Source organism: Stenotrophomonas sp. Ste86, assembly GCF_024519465.1.
Classification (GTDB): domain Bacteria; phylum Pseudomonadota; class Gammaproteobacteria; order Xanthomonadales; family Xanthomonadaceae; genus Stenotrophomonas.
On record NZ_JALJRW010000001.1, the window covers coordinates 168166 to 185284 of the forward strand.

The following is a 17119-nucleotide window of genomic DNA, read 5'->3' on the forward strand; positions in this document are numbered from 1 at the left end:
CAGACAACATTGAGGCACCGGATCTTGAGCGAAGGCGTTGCAGGCACGCGGACATGAGGCGACGGGCGCTACAGCGCCCGTCGCAATTCGGTCAGCAATTTACGCCAATTGTGGCAACGCCGCGTCAATGCGTGCACATTGACGCATCGACATCCTGTCAGGTTCAGTTCGGCGCTGCCGCCCCTGCTGCCGGTGTCACCCGCCAGATGGTGTTGGACAGGTCATCGGCAATGATCAGCGCACCACGCGGATCAACGGTGACCCCGACCGGGCGGCCCCGCGTCTTGCCGTCATCGCCACGGAAGCCGGTGGCGAAATCGATGGGATCGCCGGCCGGACGGCCATTGCTGAAGGGAACGAAGACCACCTTGTAGCCGGCCGGCGGGTCGCGGTTCCAGCTGCCGTGCTCACCGACAAAGGCGCCATCGGCGAACGTCGCGCCCATCGCCGGGGCGGAGAACGACACGCCGAGTGCGGCCACGTGCGATCCCAGCGCGTAGTCCGGTGCGATGGCCGAGGCCACTTTCTTCGGGTTCTGCGGCATCACGCGGCGATCCACGTTCTTGCCCCAGTAGCTGTACGGCCAGCCGTAAAATGCGCCTTCGCGTACCGAGGTGAGGTAATCGGGCACCAGGTTGGGGCCGATTTCGTCGCGCTCGTTGACTACCGCCCACAGCGCGCCGGTGCCGGGCTGGATCGCCAGCGCGGTGGGATTGCGCAGGCCAGTGGCAAACGTTTTATGTGCGCCGCTCGCCGCGTCGATCTGCCAGACCTGCGCGCGATCGATTTCAACGTCCAGGCCGCGTTCGGTGATGTTGCTGTTGGAGCCGATGCCAACGTAGAGATAGCGGCCGTCGGCGCTGGCGGCCAGCGACTTGGTCCAGTGGTGGTTGATCGCCGCCGGCAGGTCGGTGACCTTCACCGGCGCTGCGCCGGCCTTGGTCTGCCCGGCCTGGTAGTCAAAACGCACCAGCGCGTCCTGATTGGCCACATACAGGGCGCTGCCGATCAGCGCCAGGCCATAGGGCGCGTTGAGTTTGTCGGCAAACACGGTCTTGATCTCATACACACCGTCACCATCGGCGTCGCGCAGCAGGGTCAGACGGTTGCCGCCCTTGACCGGCGTGGTGCCCTTGGCCTTTATCTTCCCGGCGATCACGTCCTTGGGCTTGAGCGCCGGTTCGTTGCCGCCACGGCCTTCGGCCACCAGGATGTCGCCGTTGGGCAGCACCAGGGTCTGGCGCGGAATGGCCAGATCGGTGGCGATCGCGGCGATGCGGTAGCCCTTGGGCACGGTCGGCATCCGGTCGCCCCAGGCGGACGGCGTGGCGATGGTCATGTCCGGCATCAGCCCACGGTGCGGCTCGGGCAACTCGGGCGTACCCCCGATCTGATGGAGCTGGGGCGCCTGGCCGCCGCAGGCAGCCAATGCCGCCGCCAACACCGATACCGATACCCCTCTGATCATCTGACGGTTCATCGTGCACCTCCCACGCGCAGGCTGGAAAACCCGATCCACGTCGCCACCAAGGCCAGCACGGTGCCGATCACCGACAGGACCAACCCGGCCGGCATCACCGCCCACGCATCGCGGGCGTGCTGCAGGCAGTTGACGAAGCCAACGCCCCAGGTGACCGCCAGGACGACGGCATAGCCAAGGTTGCGACGGCCACGAACCAGCCCGACGATGCCACAGACCAGCGCCAGCGTGGCCATCACCATCGCGCCGACCAGCAGCCACGCGGCGAAATTGCTCCACTGCGGCTGGTACGTGGCCCAGTAGGCGTAGTCGGCCAGCAGCGCGCCAAGGAACAGCGGCAGTACGCCGCCCAGCACGGCGGCGTGGAAGGGATGGATGGCCCAAGGGCGGGCCAGGACGACGGTTGAGTTCACGGCAGCCTCCGAAAATAGGGGTCGGTCGATGGTGCCACCTGCGCGTGATGAAGGATGTGAGGCTAGAGCACCTGAATTTCCTTGAGCCAGTTCCCTACCAGCGCCGGCCATGACGATACCGGATGCCCGGTAGGGCGCACGCCGAATGCGTGCCCACCCTTGGCGAACAGATGCACCTCGGTGGGCACGCCGGCCGCGTCGAGCGCGCGCGCATAGACCGTGCTGTTGCAGATGCTGTCGACAGGATCGTCCCAGGCCTGCAGCAGGAAGGTCGGCGGCGCCTGATCGGTGACAGGCAGGCCGGGGTCCAGCGTGTCCCCTGCGCGGCACAGGTGCCCTGGATACAGGGCGATGGCGAAGTCCGGGCGACTGCTTATCTCATCCACCGCATCGACCGCCCGGTAAGCAGGCTGGAGGATGTTGCTGGTCTGCGCGACCAGATAGCCACCTGCCGAGAACCCGATCACACCGATCCTGTGGGGGGTCCACGCCCAACCCGGGCGCGCGGGCACGCACCATCCGGATCGCCCGCTGCGCGTCCTGCAGCGCGAACGGCACCGGTGGGGTGATGTGGCAGTTGCAGGCCTTGTTCCAGTAATGGTTGCCGCCCGGCACGCGATATTTGAGCAGCACGCAGGTCATGCCCCGCGCGGTGACCCAGTCGCAGATCTCGGTGCCTTCGATGTCCATCGCCAGGATGCTGAAACCCCCACCGGGGAAAACCAGGATCGCCGCACCGGTGTTGGCGCCCTTGGGCGGCAGCACCGTGATGGTCGGCTCGCTCACGTTGGCGATGGCCAGATAGTCGTGACCGGTCTTCGTCCTGACCGTGGATACCGATTCGGGCGCGGACCGTGCCTGCGGCCGGTCCGGCGCGCCATTGGGCCACAGCGGCACCTGCTCCGATCCTGCAGGCGGCACCCAGCCCGGCCCCTCGCCCGCAACGGCTGCGGCTGCGACCAACGACATCAGGGAAAACAGCACGCCCACCAGCGTCCTACGCATCGCCATCCTCGAGCTTTGAGGACGATGGCAGATACCCATGGACGGACAGGCGCTCGTAGGACGTGTCGAAATCCAGATAGTCCTCGTGCAGGCCTTCCACCCGGCGTCCGGTCGGCGCGCCGTCGGCATCGGTTTCCATTAGCTGCCATCCGGGCATGCCTTCTTCCGGCGCGGCAGGCCCCTGATCCAGGGCCATCACGAAACCGTTGCCCAGTGCCTTGCCATAGGCCAGCAGCAAGGCGTGCAGCGATGCCGACGGCACCGCGGCACGCAACGCATCCAGCGTGTGCTGCAGCTCGGGCTGGTCGTACAGGGCCTCGGTCAAGGTGTCATCCACCGCATCGGCAAGCCGGTGCACGTCACGAAGCATGAGGAAACGGGCGAACTGGGGAATGTCCTCGCCCAGCTCACTGCGCACCCAATCCTTGGGTTGGGTGCAGCCGGCGGCGTGCATCGCTGCGGCAAGGCGGGTGCGACGCTCGCCATCGCGTACGGAACGATTCATGTACCCGGCGTCCTCTGCACGCGGCAACGGTAAGGTCAGCAGCCAATTCTACGCAGCTGCGATACCGTCGGTCACGGCCGATGGCGCGTACCCACATAGGTGTTCGCGCCACGCAGCAGGTCGAAGCCGTCAACCCGACCGTCCTCGCCGCGCTTGAACACCACGCTCATGTCCTGTGCGGTCATGAAGAAGCGCGTACGCGATTCGGCAAACAGTTCCATGCGCTGCGCACCGAACAGATCGCTCTGGAAGTAGAGGCGATCCCCCTCGGCAATGATGGCGGCCGGTTGATCCTCCAGCGTATAGGCGCCGGCGGCCGCCGCGTTGAGGGCCGCATCCGGGGCCAGCGCGGTCTTTTCGATCCGGCCGAACTCGGGCCAGCCGTACTCGGCCGAAATGCTGCCGAGCAGCTCGGCGATCAGCGCCGCGCCGTTGTCGCTGTTGGTCAACACCACCACGCCCTGCCCGGTATGGCTGTAGCCATACAGTTGCGCGCGGAAGCCGTCTGTGCCGCCGCTATGGCTGAAACTGGTCCCTGCCCCGAGCGGTTCGACGTAGAAGCCCAGCCCGTATTCGCCCAGGCCACGGGTCAGCAGCGTAGCGGTCATGGCGCTGGACAACACCTTGCCCGACTGCCCGCCCTGCGCCTGCTGCACCTCGATCACGATCCTGGCCAGGTCCGCTGCGGTGGTCCACAGGCCTGCCGCTGCGGACTCGGGATAGATCTGCCAATGCCCGGGAACGGCGCTGCCATCGCTGCGGTGCCCCGTCGCCGCCCGCTCCTGCCGCGCTGGCGGAAGGGTCAGCGCATACGTGCTGTCGCGCATGCCGAGCGGCCCAAGCACCGTGCGTTGCATCAGCGGGTCGAACGGCGCCTTGCCCGCTTCGGTCATCATCAACTGCACCACGCTGAAGCCGCCGCCCGAATACCGCCACCGCGTGCCTGGGGTGACGTCCACCCGGATCGGGTCGGAGTTCGCTGGCGGTGCTCCATCAAGCACCTGCAGCAGCGACGGAATCGCCTGCCCCGGCGCGTAGCCGTGGAAACCGTGCACTGTCATCCCCGCCGAGTGGTTGAGCAGCCGCCGCAGCGTGACCGGGGCGGTGCGGGTGAATGTGTTGTCGGGAATCTTCCACGCACGCAGGGCATCGTTGGCCGGCGCATCGAGCGACAACGCGTGCTGCTCGACCAGATGCAATGCGCCCATCGCCGTGACGGCCTTGCTGACCGAACCGGCCTGGAACAGCGTGGCCGGGCTTGCAGGCCGGGCGGTGGCGGCGTCCAGCACCCCGTACGCCCGGACCCACTCGACCTTGCCGTGGTTGACCAGCGCGATGCTCACCGCCGGGACGTGATGGAAGGCCATGCGCTCGCGCAGCGACCAGCTCACCGGGGGCACGCCCTTGACCGTCACCGGCGTGGACAGGCCGCGCTCGACACGGTCGATGCGCGCCTGGACATCCGCCGGCTCCGCTGACGCGGCGGCGCGCGTGTCAACCCCGGCGCAGGCAGTGAGCGTCAGCAACAGCGCGCCCAGTACAGTCGAGATGGGTTTCATATCCTGTGCGCCGGGAGGGCGTGCAAGCGGCGCATCAGTGGCGCCCTCGCGCTTGCAGCCGCTCGGCCATGATCACGTCCATGGGCGTGTCATCCAGCTGCGCGCGTATGGCCTCCACCACGGCAAGGAACTGCTTTTTCTGGATCACATAGCCGATCACGAAAATCACCGGCAGCAGCAGCAACGGTGCAGCGCTTGGCCGCAGCGCGATGATGGGCACCAGCGCGAGCACAAACGCCACCGGGAACCAGCTGCACAGCCCCAGCACGCGCACCTGGTTGCGCTCGGCATCGACCATGATCAGGCCGCGCATCAGCGGATAGTAGCGGCGCTGGGCGAACCCGAAGCTGCCGCGGAACGCGACCAGACCATCGGGGAATCGATGGAACGCCAGCGTCGCCCCCTGCCCGGTCGCCAGGTCTCGCTCCAGGCTGCCCGGTGTCAGCCGCGCCCGGGCGTCGGCCGGGGCGGCGATGCGCCGGTCGAACAGGGTGATCCCCCAGACGAAGTACAGGCGATTCCAGGCCATCTGGAGAACAAGCTCCATCAGCAGCAACGCGATCAAAGCGATAGCCATCGGTCATCCGTCGGTAGGTGGCGCAACGCCTTCCCCGCGCTGCGCCCCACAGCATACCCGAGCCCCGTCCCTCCCTGGCCACCACTCATCCCTTTGTCCCTGCCTTCATCCCCACGCCAATGACGGCGGGCCTTTCGCCGCGCACAGTGGCTGCCATCGCCACTGGCCACGACCGAAGGAATGCCCCCGATGAAACGACGCGACTGCCTCAAGGCCAGCCTGGCCCTGCCCTTGTTGCCGCTGGTGCTGAAAGCCGCTGCCGCGCCGGCCAACGCATGGGCCCGGGCGCGTCCCGGCGGCGTGGGCTGGCCGGCCGCCACCGATTGGGAGCAGCTGTCGCGCGCCGTCGGCGGGCGGCTGTCGGTGCCGCAGTCGCCGTTCCTCGGCGATGCGACCACCCGTGCCGAGGGCATGGCGCAGATCCAGAATCCGTTCTACATCGGCGACCAGCCCGGGCTGACCCAGACCAGCGGCTACTTCGGAGCGTGGCGTTCGGTCCCCAGCGCGCAGATGGTGGCCGCCCGCGACAGTGCCGACGTTGCCGCCGCGGTCAACTTCGCGCGGCGGCACCGGCTGCGGCTGGTGGTCAAGGGCGGTGGCCACAGCTATCACGGCACCTCCTGCGCGCCGGATTCGCTGCTGGTCTGGACCCGGGCGATGAAGCAGGTGCAGTTGCATGATGCCTTCGTGCCGCAGGGCGCGCGGCCGGGCACCGCGCCCCAGCCGGCGGTGAGCGTGGGCGCCGGGGCGATGTGGATCGATGCCTACGATGCGGTCACCACCCAGGGCGGGCGCTACGTGCAGGGCGGTGGCTGCACCTCGGTGGGGGTCACCGGCCTGGTCACCGGCGGTGGCTTCGGCAGTTTCTCCAAGGCGTTCGGAACGGCCGCCGCCAGCCTGCTGGAAGCGGAGGTAGTGACCGCCGACGGCGAGGTCCGCGTGGTCAACGCCGACCACGAACCGGAGCTGTTCTGGGCGTTGAAGGGCGGCTGCGCGGCCAGCTTCGGCATCATCACCCGCATGACCCTCAAGACCCATGCGCTGCCGCGCACCTTCGGCGGAATCTCGCTCAAGGTGCAGGCCGGCACCGAAACGGCATGGCGCGCGCTGGCCGCGCAGGTGCTGCGGTTCTACCGCGACGCCCTGTGCAATCCGCACTGGGGGGAGCAGATCACTTTCGGCGGCGAGCGCGTGCTGTCCATCTCGATGGTGTTCCAGGGGCTGGACCGCGAGACGGCCGAAGCAACCTGGCAGCCGCTGCTGGCGTGGATCCAGGCGCGTGCGGACTACACCGTCAGAGAGCCGCTGCAGGCACTGGCAATGCCGGCGCGGGATTTCTGGAATGCCGATTTCTTCCGCCAGCACGCACCGCAGATCATCGCCGAAGACACCCGCGACGGCGCGCCGCCCACGCACATGCTGTGGAAGGGCGACCAGGGCCAGGTGGGCTGGTTCCTGCACGGCTACGCCTCGGCATGGCTGCCCTCGGCATTGCTTGGCGAGGACCGCATAGAGAACGCCGCCGACGCGCTTTGCGCAGCGGCCGAACACATGGACGTGGGCCTGCACTGCAACAAGGGCCTGTTCGGCGCACCGGCCGATGCCCTCGCCGCCAGCGCTGCCACCGCCACCCATCCGGCGGTGCTGGATGCCTTCGCACTGGCGCTGATCGGCAACGCCGGCGGCCCGGTGTACCCCGGCTGCGGCGGGGCGGTGAACGCGCCGGAGGCGCGCCATGGCGCGCTACGGGTAAGCCGCGCCTACACAGCCCTGGGCGCGGTGGCGCCGCAGGCGCCCACCTATGTGTCCGAGTGTGACTACTTCCAGAAAGACTGGCAGCAGGCGTTCTGGGGGCCACACTACCCGCGCCTGCTGGCAGCCAAGCGCCGTTACGATCCGGACGGCCTGTTCGTGATCCATCACGGCGTGGGCAGCGAGGCATGGAGCAGCGATGGTTTCGAGCGACGCGCGGGTTGACGGTGCCGATAAAGCGCGCATGTATGGCGGGGCGGGTCGTAGCACGGCAATGTGCGCCCGCCCGCCCCGGCGACCGCGTGACCCGTCGCAGATGCGCGGCCTGCGCGCCTGGCGTAGCCTGCGCGCACACCGCCCGCCACCGGAGATAGCCCGTGTTTGCGCACAAGCCTGCCACCCTGCCCCTGCTGCTGTCCGTCGCCCTGGCCTCACCTCTCGCGTTGACCGTGCCGGCCGCGCAGGCACAGGCCCCCACCATTGCCGGTACACCTGCTGCCGTTTCCTTCAATGGCCTGCTCGACGTACAGACCATGGCCGCCATCAATGCCGATCCGGAACTGCGCACGATGCTGGGCATCAGCGGCGACGGTGCCGACTTCTCCCGCCAGCTCACCGATGTGTCGCTGGCCCAGCGTGAGGTCAACCGGCGCTTCCTGGCCGACAACCTCGCCGCGATCAAGGACTGGCACGGCGCCCCACTGGATCCGCAGCAACAGCTCAGCGACGGCCTGGCGCGCTGGTTCTACCAAGCCCAGATCGATCTGATGGCGGTGCCGTGGGCGGCCGCGTGGCTGCCGGTAGGCGGCAGCACCTACGCGGTGGACCAGTTGTTCAGCCTGCCGGTGAACCTGCCGCAGTTCATGGACAACCAGCACGCGGTCACCGACGAGGCCAGCGCCCGCAGCTACATCGCGCGGCTGCAGGCGATGGCCCCCAAGCTGGACCAGGTGCGCGCCAACGTGGACATGCAGGCCGCGCAGGGCGTGGTGCCGCCGGAGGTGGCGCTGCAGGGCGCGGCCGAGCAGTTCCGCACGCTGCTGGCGCCCGCGCCCAAGGACAGCCTGTGGGTGCAGTCGCTGCAACGCAAACTGGAGAAAGTGGCGGCGATCGCACCGGCGCGGCGTGCCGAACTGCTCGCGCAGGCCAGCATGGCCGTGCAGACCTCGGTGAACCCCGGCTACCAGCGTCTGCTGGCCGATGTGCAGGCGCTGCAGGCCAGGCACCTGGGCAACAAGGGCGTGTGGGCGCTGCCGCAGGGCAAGGCCTACTACGATGCAGCGCTGCGCTGGTACACCAGCACCGACCTGGACGCCGATGCGATCCACCAGATCGGCCTGGATGAAGTGGCGCGCGTGGAAAAGGCGATGGATGCGCGGCTGACCCAGCTCGGCCTGCGCGAGGGCAGCGTGGCCGCGCGCGTGCAGCAGCTGCGCGACGATCCGCGTTACCGGTACGCCGACAGCGATGCCGGCCGCAGGGAACTGCTGGGCGACATCGAGCAGCGGCTGCGTGACCTGGACCCGATCCTGCCGCGCTGGTTCGGCCATCTGCCGCCGCAGAAGCTGGTGGTACAGCCGGTGCCGACGCACATGCAGAAGACCTCGCCGGGCGGCTACTACTACCCACCGGCGATGGACGGCTCGCGGCCGGGCACGTTCTTCATCAACCTGGGCGACATCGACTCCAACACGCGCTGGAGCATCCCTACCCTCACCTACCACGAGGGCGCGCCGGGCCATCACTTCCAGATTTCGATCGGACAGACGCTGACCGACCTGCCGCTGCTGCGCCGCAGCCTCAATCCCAGCGCCTTCAGCGAGGGCTGGGCGCTGTATGCCGAGCAGCTGATGGCCGAGACCGGGATCTACAAGGATGACCCGGCCGGCGACCTGGGCCGCCTGCAGGCGGAAATGTTCCGCTCGGTGCGGCTGGTGGTGGATACCGGCCTGCACCGCAAGCGCTGGACGCCCGAACAGGCGGCCACCTACCTGCAGGACAAGACCGGCATGACGCCCGGCGATGTACGCGTGGAGATCAACCGTTACCTGGTCCAGCCGGGCCAGGCCTCGTCCTACAAGATGGGCCAGCTGCGGCTACTTGCGCTGCGCGAGAAAGCGCGTACGCAACTCGGCGACCGCTTCGACATCCGCGCCTTCCACGATCTGATCCTCGGCAACGGCGCGATGCCGATGACCGTGGTGGCGCAGGCGGTGGATGCCTGGATCGCCGCCGGTGGCGGCGATCCCAAACGGGCGCCGTAGTCCGGCGGCCGACCACCGCGCCGTCATCGACGCGGGGCCGTCGCCCCTGGCGGATAGGCGGCAAAGAGTTTGTCCAGGCCGGTTTCGATCGCCGCGTTGACCTTCGCCGGCGAAGTGGGCACGGTGCCGCTGGCGGTGCCGCGCCACACCGCCTGCTGGGTGCGGGTATCGAACATGTCTACCACCAGCGTGCCTACCTGATAGGTGCGCACGGTGGTGGTCGCATTGCCCATGCCGCCGCCCCAGCCCCCGCGCCAGCCCCAACCGCCCATGCCACTGCCGGTGTAGAACGTGTCCAACGTCTGCCGCTGCGTCGTCATGATGTGCGCGGCGAGGGCGATGTCACCGCCCTGCGGTGTTTCGCGCAGGCCCTTGGCCTGCAGACGGGCATTGATGCCGGCCACCACGCGCTGCTGCACCAGCGGTGAGCTGGCCTGGGGCTTGATCGCCCACGAGTAGGTTGTGTAGGAGGCGAAGGCAGCGGCACTGTCGTAGTCGGTGTTGACCGTCGGCGTAGACGCGCAGGCGACCAGTGAACTGGCCAGGACGGCAATGGCGAACGCTTTCATGACGCAGGCTCCCTTGGTGAAAAGGATACGGTTCACACCGGTCGCAACGGCCTGACGATGCGAGCAGGGCCGTGATGGCATCGTGAGCCGTGCGCATGCCATCCTGCGCCTCTCACCGCTCCCGGCAGGCATCCCGCATGGCACAGGTCCAGATCGTTTCCGACGGCAGCAACTACCGCCACCGCATCCACAGTGGTGCCCATGAGCTGATCGCCGATGAGCCGACCACGCTCGGCGGCCAGGGCGCCGGCATGGCGCCATTCGATCTGTACCTGGCCGCGCTATCGGCGTGCACCGCGATCACCCTGCGCATGTATGCGGAAAAGAAAGGCTGGGCGCTGGGCGAGTTCCGCGCCGAGCTGTCGTCCGCGCGCGATGCGGCCGGCAAGCTGGTGGTGCATCGCATCCTGCATGCGAGCGCGACACTCAGTGATGCGCAGTGGCAGCGCCTGCTGGAGGTGGTCGAAAAGACCCCGGTGACCCTGGTGATGCGCGAAGGCGCCTCCATCACCAGTGCGCGTGGTGAGGGCTGAAGCGCCCTCACCTGCCCGTCACACAAAAAAGAATGTGCGTGGCACTGCATCCGGTGCGTCGCTCCCCGCGTAGATACCCATGCGTCACTTGGACGCCACTGTCGGGAAGAAGCACATGAAAACCTCGTTCACCGGTCTGCTCCTGCTTGCCTGCCTTTCCACCGCCGCCGCCCCGCTCGCGTTCGCGCAGGCGCCGATGGCCAAGCCCGCCACCAGCATGGCGGCCAAATCCGCCAATCCGATGGTCGGTGGCGCAGCGATGTATGCCAACAAGGACATCATCGATAACGCCGTCAATTCCAAGGACCACACCACGCTGGTCGCCGCAGTGAAGGCCGCTGGACTGGTGGAAACCCTGAAGGGTCCGGGCCCGTTCACCGTGTTCGCCCCGACCAACGCCGCCTTCGCCGCACTGCCCAAGGGCACCGTCGAGGGGCTGCTGAAGCCGGAAAAGAAGGCCGACCTGACCAAGGTACTGACCTATCACGTGGTGCCGGGTAACGTGGACAGCACCGCGCTGCTGGCCAAGATCAAGCAGGGCGGCGGCAAGGCGTCGTTGACCACCGTGCAGGGTGAAGCGTTGACCGCACGCCAGGTCGGCAAGGGCATCACCGTCACCGACAGCAAGGGCAACACCGCACACGTCACCATCGCCGATGTGCGTCAGAGCAACGGCGTGATCCACGTGATCGACAAGGTGCTGATGCCGTAACCGTCACGCAACGGCACGGGGGCTCGGGCAGGTTCATCCAGAGGGTGACCTGGCCCGCCGCCCCAGTGCGATGACGGGGGAGACATCCCGCGGGGGCGACGAGCCAGGTCAAAAGCCGCTCCGATCGATGCGGACCAACCGCATCCATCCGGAGCCAGACGGGGGAGGACGCGCGGCCACCTGCCGCGCAACGGCTCAGCGGGGCTGCGCCAGACCAGAAATTTCCACACGGCGATTCGGCGCCAGGCAGGCGATCACCGCCTGGCGGTCGCCCTGCATGCACTGCACCAATGGGTCGGACTTGCCGCGTCCTTCGGCAATGATCGCCGCGGCGGGCACCCCGCCCTGCACCAACGCGTCGCGAACCGCATCTGCACGCCGTTGCGACAGCAGCAGGTTGTAGCTGTCGCTGCCAATGCGATCGGTGTAGCCCAGCACCTGGATGGTCTGGGTCTGGCTGGCGCTGCGCACCTGCTGCAGCAATCCTTCCACGCTACGCCGACCCACATCGGTCAGCACCGCACTATCAAAACCGAACAACGCATCGGCCGATAGCCGCACCGGGTCGGCCGGCATCGGTGCCGGACGCGGCGGCGGCGGCGGGGGTGCCGGCGGTTGCAGCAACGCGGCGCAGGCCTGCGGCTTCCAGTAGCCGGCCTGGGCGATGCCCTTGCTGTCGAAGTGCACCTGGAACTGGCAGGTGAAGTAGTCCCCGCCCGGCGTGCTGCGGAAGTTGAAGAGATAGTTCCACTCGCGCACGCCCCACATTCCTTCGCCGAAATGCGGCGTGCCCAACAGCGTGTGGAGCTGGCGCTTGCTCATCCCGCGCGCGAACAGGCGCAGGTTGTCCAGGTCGACGAACAGGCCTTCCTTGAGCGTGGCGCGCCCCGGATCGGGGAAGGCCACCTCGCCGTCCTGCGTGCCGGGCATCGCTTCGGCGGAGACCAGCTGCTTGTGCCTGCCGCCGCTGGCGCAGGCGCTGAACAGCAGCACCGCCAGGCACAGTGACAGCGAGCGCAGCAACGGCGCCGGGTCATGGGTGTTGGATGCTGCGGACATGGATTCCCCCTTGTGCGCGGAGTCGCGCTGGAATCCCCGGCGCCGCCGACGGCGGTCACCGGGAACGATCACTGCAGAGTGCTCGCGATTCCGGCATCACCACTGGATGCCGGCGCCGACCGAGACACCGCCTTCGCCGCGGCTGTTGGTGGTACCGGCCACCTTGTAGATCCACCGACCGCCTTCGGACACTCCCGAGATGCCCACCGCCACGCCCGATTCGCCGTTGTAGCTGCCCGCCGCGACCGCGGCCATGCTGCGGCCGGCTTCATAGGGCTGCGGCAACCCGGCCACCGCCATCGCGGCGGCAACGCCGGCCGAGGCACGGTCATCGGTGCGGCGCAGGTTGCGGTCGAACGAATCGAAGCGCTCGTCGGTATAGGCCTTGGACCAGTCCAGGCTCTGGTTCATCCCCGCACGCAGCTGGTCCACGTTGACCGCATCGGTGCCGGCGGTACCGGCGGCGACGTTGCGCACGGTGGTCGGCCCGGTGCTGGTGCTGCCCAAGGTGACGCTGTTGAGGTTGGTGGCGCCGTTGACGGTGGTGTCGTAGCGGATCGTGCCCTGCTGCGAGGCCTGCAGCTGGCGCACGTTGACCGCGTCGGTGGCGGCGCTGCCATCGCCGACGTGGGTGATCTGGCGCTCGGCACCGGCGCTGCCGACCGAGACCGTGTTGTCACGATCGGCCACCGATCCCGCGCCCAGCGCCACCGTGTTGCTGGCCTGCGCGCTGGCACCATTGCCCAATGCGGTGCTGTTGGCCCCGGCGGCGGTCGAGCCGACGCCACCGGCGGCCGCGTTGGCACCGGTCGCCGCCGGCGCGGCCAGGTTGTTGCTGTTGTTGACCTGGAACATGCCCGAGGTGCCGTTGTTGATGTTGTTGATCTGCGTGTCGGTGTAGGCCTTGGACTGGTCGATGGCGTAGGTCACGCCGTTCTGCAGCTGGCCGACGTTGACCGCGTCGTAGCGGTCAGAGCCATCGGCCACGTGGGTCACCTTGCGTTCGCCACCGGTGCTGCCCACCGCCACTTCACCTGCCGAGTTGCTGCCACCGGCCGCGCCATACGCAGCGGTGTAGCCGCTCTGCGCGCCCACGCTGGCCACCGAGCCGGCGCCCAGCGCGACGCTGTTGTCGGCACTGGCGCTGGCGCCGTCGCCGATCGCGGTGCTGCCACTGCCGCTGGCCGAGGCCACCGGACCGATGGCGATGCTGTTGGCGCCGCTGGCGCTGGCAGCGGTCTTGGTCGAGTTGACCTGCACGAACGGGTTGGCCGCGCCCGGCTGGATCTGGTTGATGCGGGTGTTGAGGCTGACCAGCGAATCGTCGACGGCGGCAAAGGCAACAGTGACGTTGCTGTAGTCGTTGCTCAGCACGCTGCCATCGGTGGCGATGGAGGAGATGCTGAAGGTCGGCGCGGTCCACAGGTTGGTGGCGGGATCGAAGCTGGTGGTGCCGCCGAAGTAGCCGATGAACGCGTTGTTGGTCTGGAACAGCTGGTTGCCGGTCACCGCATCGCGGCTGCCGGCGAGCAGGTTGCCGTCGGCCAGGTTGGTCAGCGCCACCGCCGCACCGCCGCCGGTGCCGGTCAGGGTGACCGTGTCGGTGGCGTTGCCGGCGCCATCGACGTCGTATTTCACCGCCAGCTTGTCCACCGCGTCGCTCTGGTCGGCGACATTGGCCAGCGACTGGCTGACCGCGTCGAAGGCCGTACCCACATCGCTATAGTCACCCGCCGTCACCTGGCCCGTGCTGGACACCGAGTTGATCGTGTAGGTGGGCGCGCTGAGCACGCCGTTGACGTCCACCGCCGCACCGCCGCCCAGATGCGTGGCCAACGCCTGGCTGGCATTGAACAGCTGCGCGCCGTTGATGGCCTCGGTGCTTACTGCGGTCACCGCACCGGCGCTGAGATTGCCCAGACGGGTGGTCCCGGTGCCATTGCCGAGCGTGGCACTGGCGTAATTGACGCTGCCGTCGGGGTTTTCGTCATAGCGCAGTGCGCCCTGCTCGGATGCCTGCAACTGGCCCATGTTGGCCGCGTCGGTGGCCAGCGTACCGGCGGCGACGTTCACCACCTGGCGCTCACTGCCCACTGCGCCCACGGACACCGTACCGTCGCGGTCGGCCACGGCACCGGCACCGACGGCGATGGCGTTGGCGGCCGTCGCCGAGGCGCCCGTCCCCACCGCGATGCTGTCCAGCCCGACCGCAGCCGCGGCCAGCCCGATCGAATTGACCTTGAGGTACTTGCTGCCGATCCCATTGCGGATGTCGGTGATCTGGCTGTTGAGGTTCACCAGCGAACCATCCACCGCCGAGAACGCGTCGGTGGCGTTGTCGTACACGCCCTGGGCGATCGCGCCGCCGTTGGACACGGTGGTGATCGCAAAGCTCGGCGCGGTCCAGGCGCCGGTGGCCGGGTCGAACGCGGTCAGCCCGCCGAAGTAGTCGACGATCGCCTGGTTGCTGGAGAACAGCTGCGCGCCGTTGACCGCTTCGGTACTGGCCACTCCGATCGCGCCCGGGGCCAGGTTGCCCAGCGTGGTGGTACCGGTGCCGCCGCCGAGCGTGATGCGGCGGTAGTTGGCGCCACCGGCGCCGTCATCGTCATAGGTCACCGCGAAACCGTCCAGCGCATCGATCTGGTTGATCGCACCCTGCAACTGGCCGACGTTGACCGCGTCGGTGGCCAGGCTGCCGGCCGCCACGTTGGTGATCTGGCGCTCGCCCCCGGCAAAACCGACGGAGACTTCGCCTGCGGAGATCTGCGGCGTGTTCAGGCCATACGCGCTGTAACTGGCCTGCGCGCCGCGGTTGGCCACCGTGCGGTAGCCCAGCGCCACGCTGTTGGCCTGGGTGGAGGTCGCCTCCGCGCCCAGCAGCACCTGGCCGTTGGCCGTGCCCTTGGCGCTGTCGCCGACCACCACCGAGTGGCCCATACGCGCGGCATAGTCGGCGGTGGGCACGCCGGTGGGGTCGTTCGGATCGTTCTGCCCTGCCCCGGGGAAGGCCACGTTGGCATCCACCTGCGCCAGCTCGTGGCGCGCATTCGCACCGATCACCACTTCGCGCGAGCCATTGGCATAAGCGCCGTCGCCGACCAGCACCTGGTAGTCCTGCGCGGCGTTGACCGCCCAGCAATCGATGCTGGCCACCAGCAGGTCCACGCACTTGTTGGACCAGCCCGGGGCCTGGTCGGGCAGCAACAGGCCGAGCAGGCCGTTGGGATTGCCGTTGTTGATGTTGTAGATGTAGCTGTCGGAGGTGACACCGCCGATCAGGGTCAGGTGCGAGCTGCCACCGGTGGCGGCCCCGCCCAGCCCGTTCAGCAGCGTGCCGGCCGGGGTCAGGTTCACCACCGGCAGACCCAGTACGTTGGTCACCGAATAGGTCTGCATGACATTGGCGCTGTTGACGGCCAGGTTGCCGTTGCGCACGTAGCCATCGCCCCCAAGCAGGCCCTGCGCGGTCGGGCCGACCAGCGTGGACAGCGAGCCCACCAGGCCGCCGGTGCCGATGATCAGCCCGGCATTGGGATCGGCCGGTGCCGGTGCCTTGGGATGCCCCGGCGGCAGCGAGGTCGGCGCCGGGAAGATCACCCCGCCTACGCCGCCGACGATGTTGCCGACCGTGTTGCCCACGCCACCGACCACATTGCCGACGGTATTGCTGACACCGCCGACGACGTTGCCGAGCGTGTCGGTGACCCCGCCCACGACATTGCCCACCGTGTTGCCGACGCCGCCGAGCAGGTCGCCCACCCCGCCGAGGAGACCGCCGGAGGCTGCGGTCGGCGACAGCGTCAACGCGCTGGTCTGCATCAGGCCCGCGTTGGCATCCACCAGTTTCTGGTTGCGGTCGGCATCGACCACCGCATGCGCCAGCGCATCCACCTTCACGCCACCGGCGACGCCGGTCACCAGGGTCGCGTTGACCGCGTCGTCCACCCCAGCGCTGACGGTTTCGCGGGCGCCGATCGCCGCGCTCGCGTCCACGTTCGCCTTGCCATCGACCTGCGCGGCCAGCGCATGACCTGTACCGGCGTCGACCGTCGCGGCCGCACCACCGCTCGCTGCGCCCTCCAGCTTCAGCGTGTCCACGGTAGCGCTCGTGGTCAGTGCCGACTTCGCCTGCACCGACGCCTTCGGTGCCACCGCCACCGCCGCGTGGACGCCGTTGTCGAGCTTCAGGACCGGCGTGCCGCCGACCGAAACCCCCAGCGCGGTCGCGGCGGTCGCCGTCGCGCCCGGCACGCCGACCTGCCGCGGCAGTGCCGCCTGCACGCTGCTGCCAACCTGCACACCCAACAGCGCGTTCGCCCCACCGGCGGCCTTGCCGAGTCCCAGGTTCAGATTGACATTGGCATCGGCGCTGAGCGCGGGGGAGCTGTCGCGGGTACGCACCACCGCTGCCAGCGCGGTGTCCGCATCCACCTTGACCGGCAGCGGCGCGTATTTGGCCGTCAGGGCATCCAGGTCGCTGCGGGTCTGGCTTTCACCGGCCAGTGCCGTGCCGCTGCACAGGGCCAGTGCCAGGCCCATCGACAGCAGTGAGAGCGGGACCTTCAGATGCACCACGACGGGGCCGGCCACCAGGCTGCCGCGTGAGGTGGCCACTTCGGAGACGACCACCAGGGCATTCAGCCGGTGGCTCCAGACCAGTCGAAAAATACGGTTCATCAGGTATTCCC

At 68.4% G+C, this 17119-nt stretch carries 14 protein-coding genes; 4 read left to right on the forward strand and 10 right to left on the reverse strand.

The window, feature by feature from the left end:
- Window positions 1–163: 163 nt before the first annotated feature.
- The 7 genes from NR101_RS00730 to NR101_RS00760 all read right to left on the reverse strand — a co-directional run bounded on the left by NR101_RS00730 (window position 164) and on the right by NR101_RS00760 (window position 5539).
- Window positions 164–1480 (reverse strand): sorbosone dehydrogenase family protein, encoded by a 1317-nt coding sequence (locus NR101_RS00730; RefSeq protein ID WP_256774232.1) that lies wholly within the window; start codon window positions 1478–1480, stop codon window positions 164–166.
- Entirely contained in the window at window positions 1477–1893 is a 417-nt protein-coding gene (locus NR101_RS00735) for a DUF2231 domain-containing protein (RefSeq protein WP_256774231.1), read from the reverse strand. Before NR101_RS00735 ends, NR101_RS00730 begins: the two co-directional genes overlap by 4 nt.
- A gap of 62 nt (window positions 1894–1955) precedes the next feature.
- On the reverse strand, window positions 1956–2360 hold the full coding sequence (locus NR101_RS00740; RefSeq protein ID WP_256774230.1) for a prolyl oligopeptidase family serine peptidase: 405 nt from the start codon (window positions 2358–2360) through the stop codon (window positions 1956–1958).
- Complete coding sequence (locus NR101_RS00745) at window positions 2272–2877, reverse strand: hypothetical protein (RefSeq protein ID WP_256774229.1); 606 nt, start codon at window positions 2875–2877, stop codon at window positions 2272–2274. The genes NR101_RS00740 and NR101_RS00745 overlap by 89 nt, the downstream gene beginning before the upstream one ends.
- 13 nt (window positions 2878–2890) lie before the next feature.
- Window positions 2891–3403, reverse strand: a complete 513-nt coding sequence (locus NR101_RS00750) for a hypothetical protein (protein WP_256774228.1) — start codon at window positions 3401–3403, stop codon at window positions 2891–2893.
- A 71-nt stretch (window positions 3404–3474) separates the two neighbouring features.
- Window positions 3475–4962 carry a serine hydrolase domain-containing protein gene (locus tag NR101_RS00755; protein ID WP_256774227.1) on the reverse strand — a complete coding sequence of 496 codons (1488 nt, stop codon included), beginning with the start codon at window positions 4960–4962 and terminating at the stop codon, window positions 3475–3477.
- A gap of 34 nt (window positions 4963–4996) precedes the next feature.
- Window positions 4997–5539 (reverse strand): hypothetical protein, encoded by a 543-nt coding sequence (locus tag NR101_RS00760; RefSeq protein WP_256774226.1) that lies wholly within the window; start codon window positions 5537–5539, stop codon window positions 4997–4999.
- Window positions 5540–5728: 189 nt separating this feature from the next.
- Between NR101_RS00760 and NR101_RS00765 the strand changes: the two genes are divergently transcribed.
- Window positions 5729–7516, forward strand: coding sequence for an FAD-binding oxidoreductase (locus tag NR101_RS00765; protein ID WP_256774225.1), 1788 nt, complete (start codon window positions 5729–5731; stop codon window positions 7514–7516).
- 152 nt (window positions 7517–7668) lie between these two features.
- Window positions 7669–9555: a DUF885 domain-containing protein gene (locus tag NR101_RS00770; protein WP_256774224.1), complete on the forward strand. Its 1887-nt coding sequence runs from the start codon at window positions 7669–7671 to the stop codon at window positions 9553–9555.
- A gap of 23 nt (window positions 9556–9578) precedes the next feature.
- Here NR101_RS00770 and NR101_RS00775 read toward each other — a convergent pair whose 3' ends face one another.
- Window positions 9579–10124: a DUF4136 domain-containing protein gene (locus tag NR101_RS00775; RefSeq protein WP_256774223.1), complete on the reverse strand. Its 546-nt coding sequence runs from the start codon at window positions 10122–10124 to the stop codon at window positions 9579–9581.
- A gap of 137 nt (window positions 10125–10261) precedes the next feature.
- Between NR101_RS00775 and NR101_RS00780 the strand changes: the two genes are divergently transcribed.
- Both NR101_RS00780 and NR101_RS00785 read left to right on the forward strand, forming a co-directional pair.
- Window positions 10262–10657, forward strand: a complete 396-nt coding sequence (locus NR101_RS00780; RefSeq protein WP_256774222.1) for an OsmC family protein — start codon at window positions 10262–10264, stop codon at window positions 10655–10657.
- A 115-nt stretch (window positions 10658–10772) separates the two neighbouring features.
- Window positions 10773–11369, forward strand: a complete 597-nt coding sequence (locus NR101_RS00785; protein ID WP_256774221.1) for a fasciclin domain-containing protein — start codon at window positions 10773–10775, stop codon at window positions 11367–11369.
- 195 nt (window positions 11370–11564) lie between these two features.
- On the opposite strand, the gene NR101_RS00790 is transcribed toward NR101_RS00785, so the two are convergent.
- Both NR101_RS00790 and NR101_RS00795 read right to left on the reverse strand, forming a co-directional pair.
- Window positions 11565–12428, reverse strand: coding sequence for an OmpA family protein (locus NR101_RS00790; RefSeq protein ID WP_256774220.1), 864 nt, complete (start codon window positions 12426–12428; stop codon window positions 11565–11567).
- Window positions 12429–12524: 96 nt separating this feature from the next.
- Window positions 12525–17108: a YadA-like family protein gene (locus NR101_RS00795; protein WP_256774219.1), complete on the reverse strand. Its 4584-nt coding sequence runs from the start codon at window positions 17106–17108 to the stop codon at window positions 12525–12527.
- Between the last annotated feature and the right edge of the window lie 11 nt (window positions 17109–17119).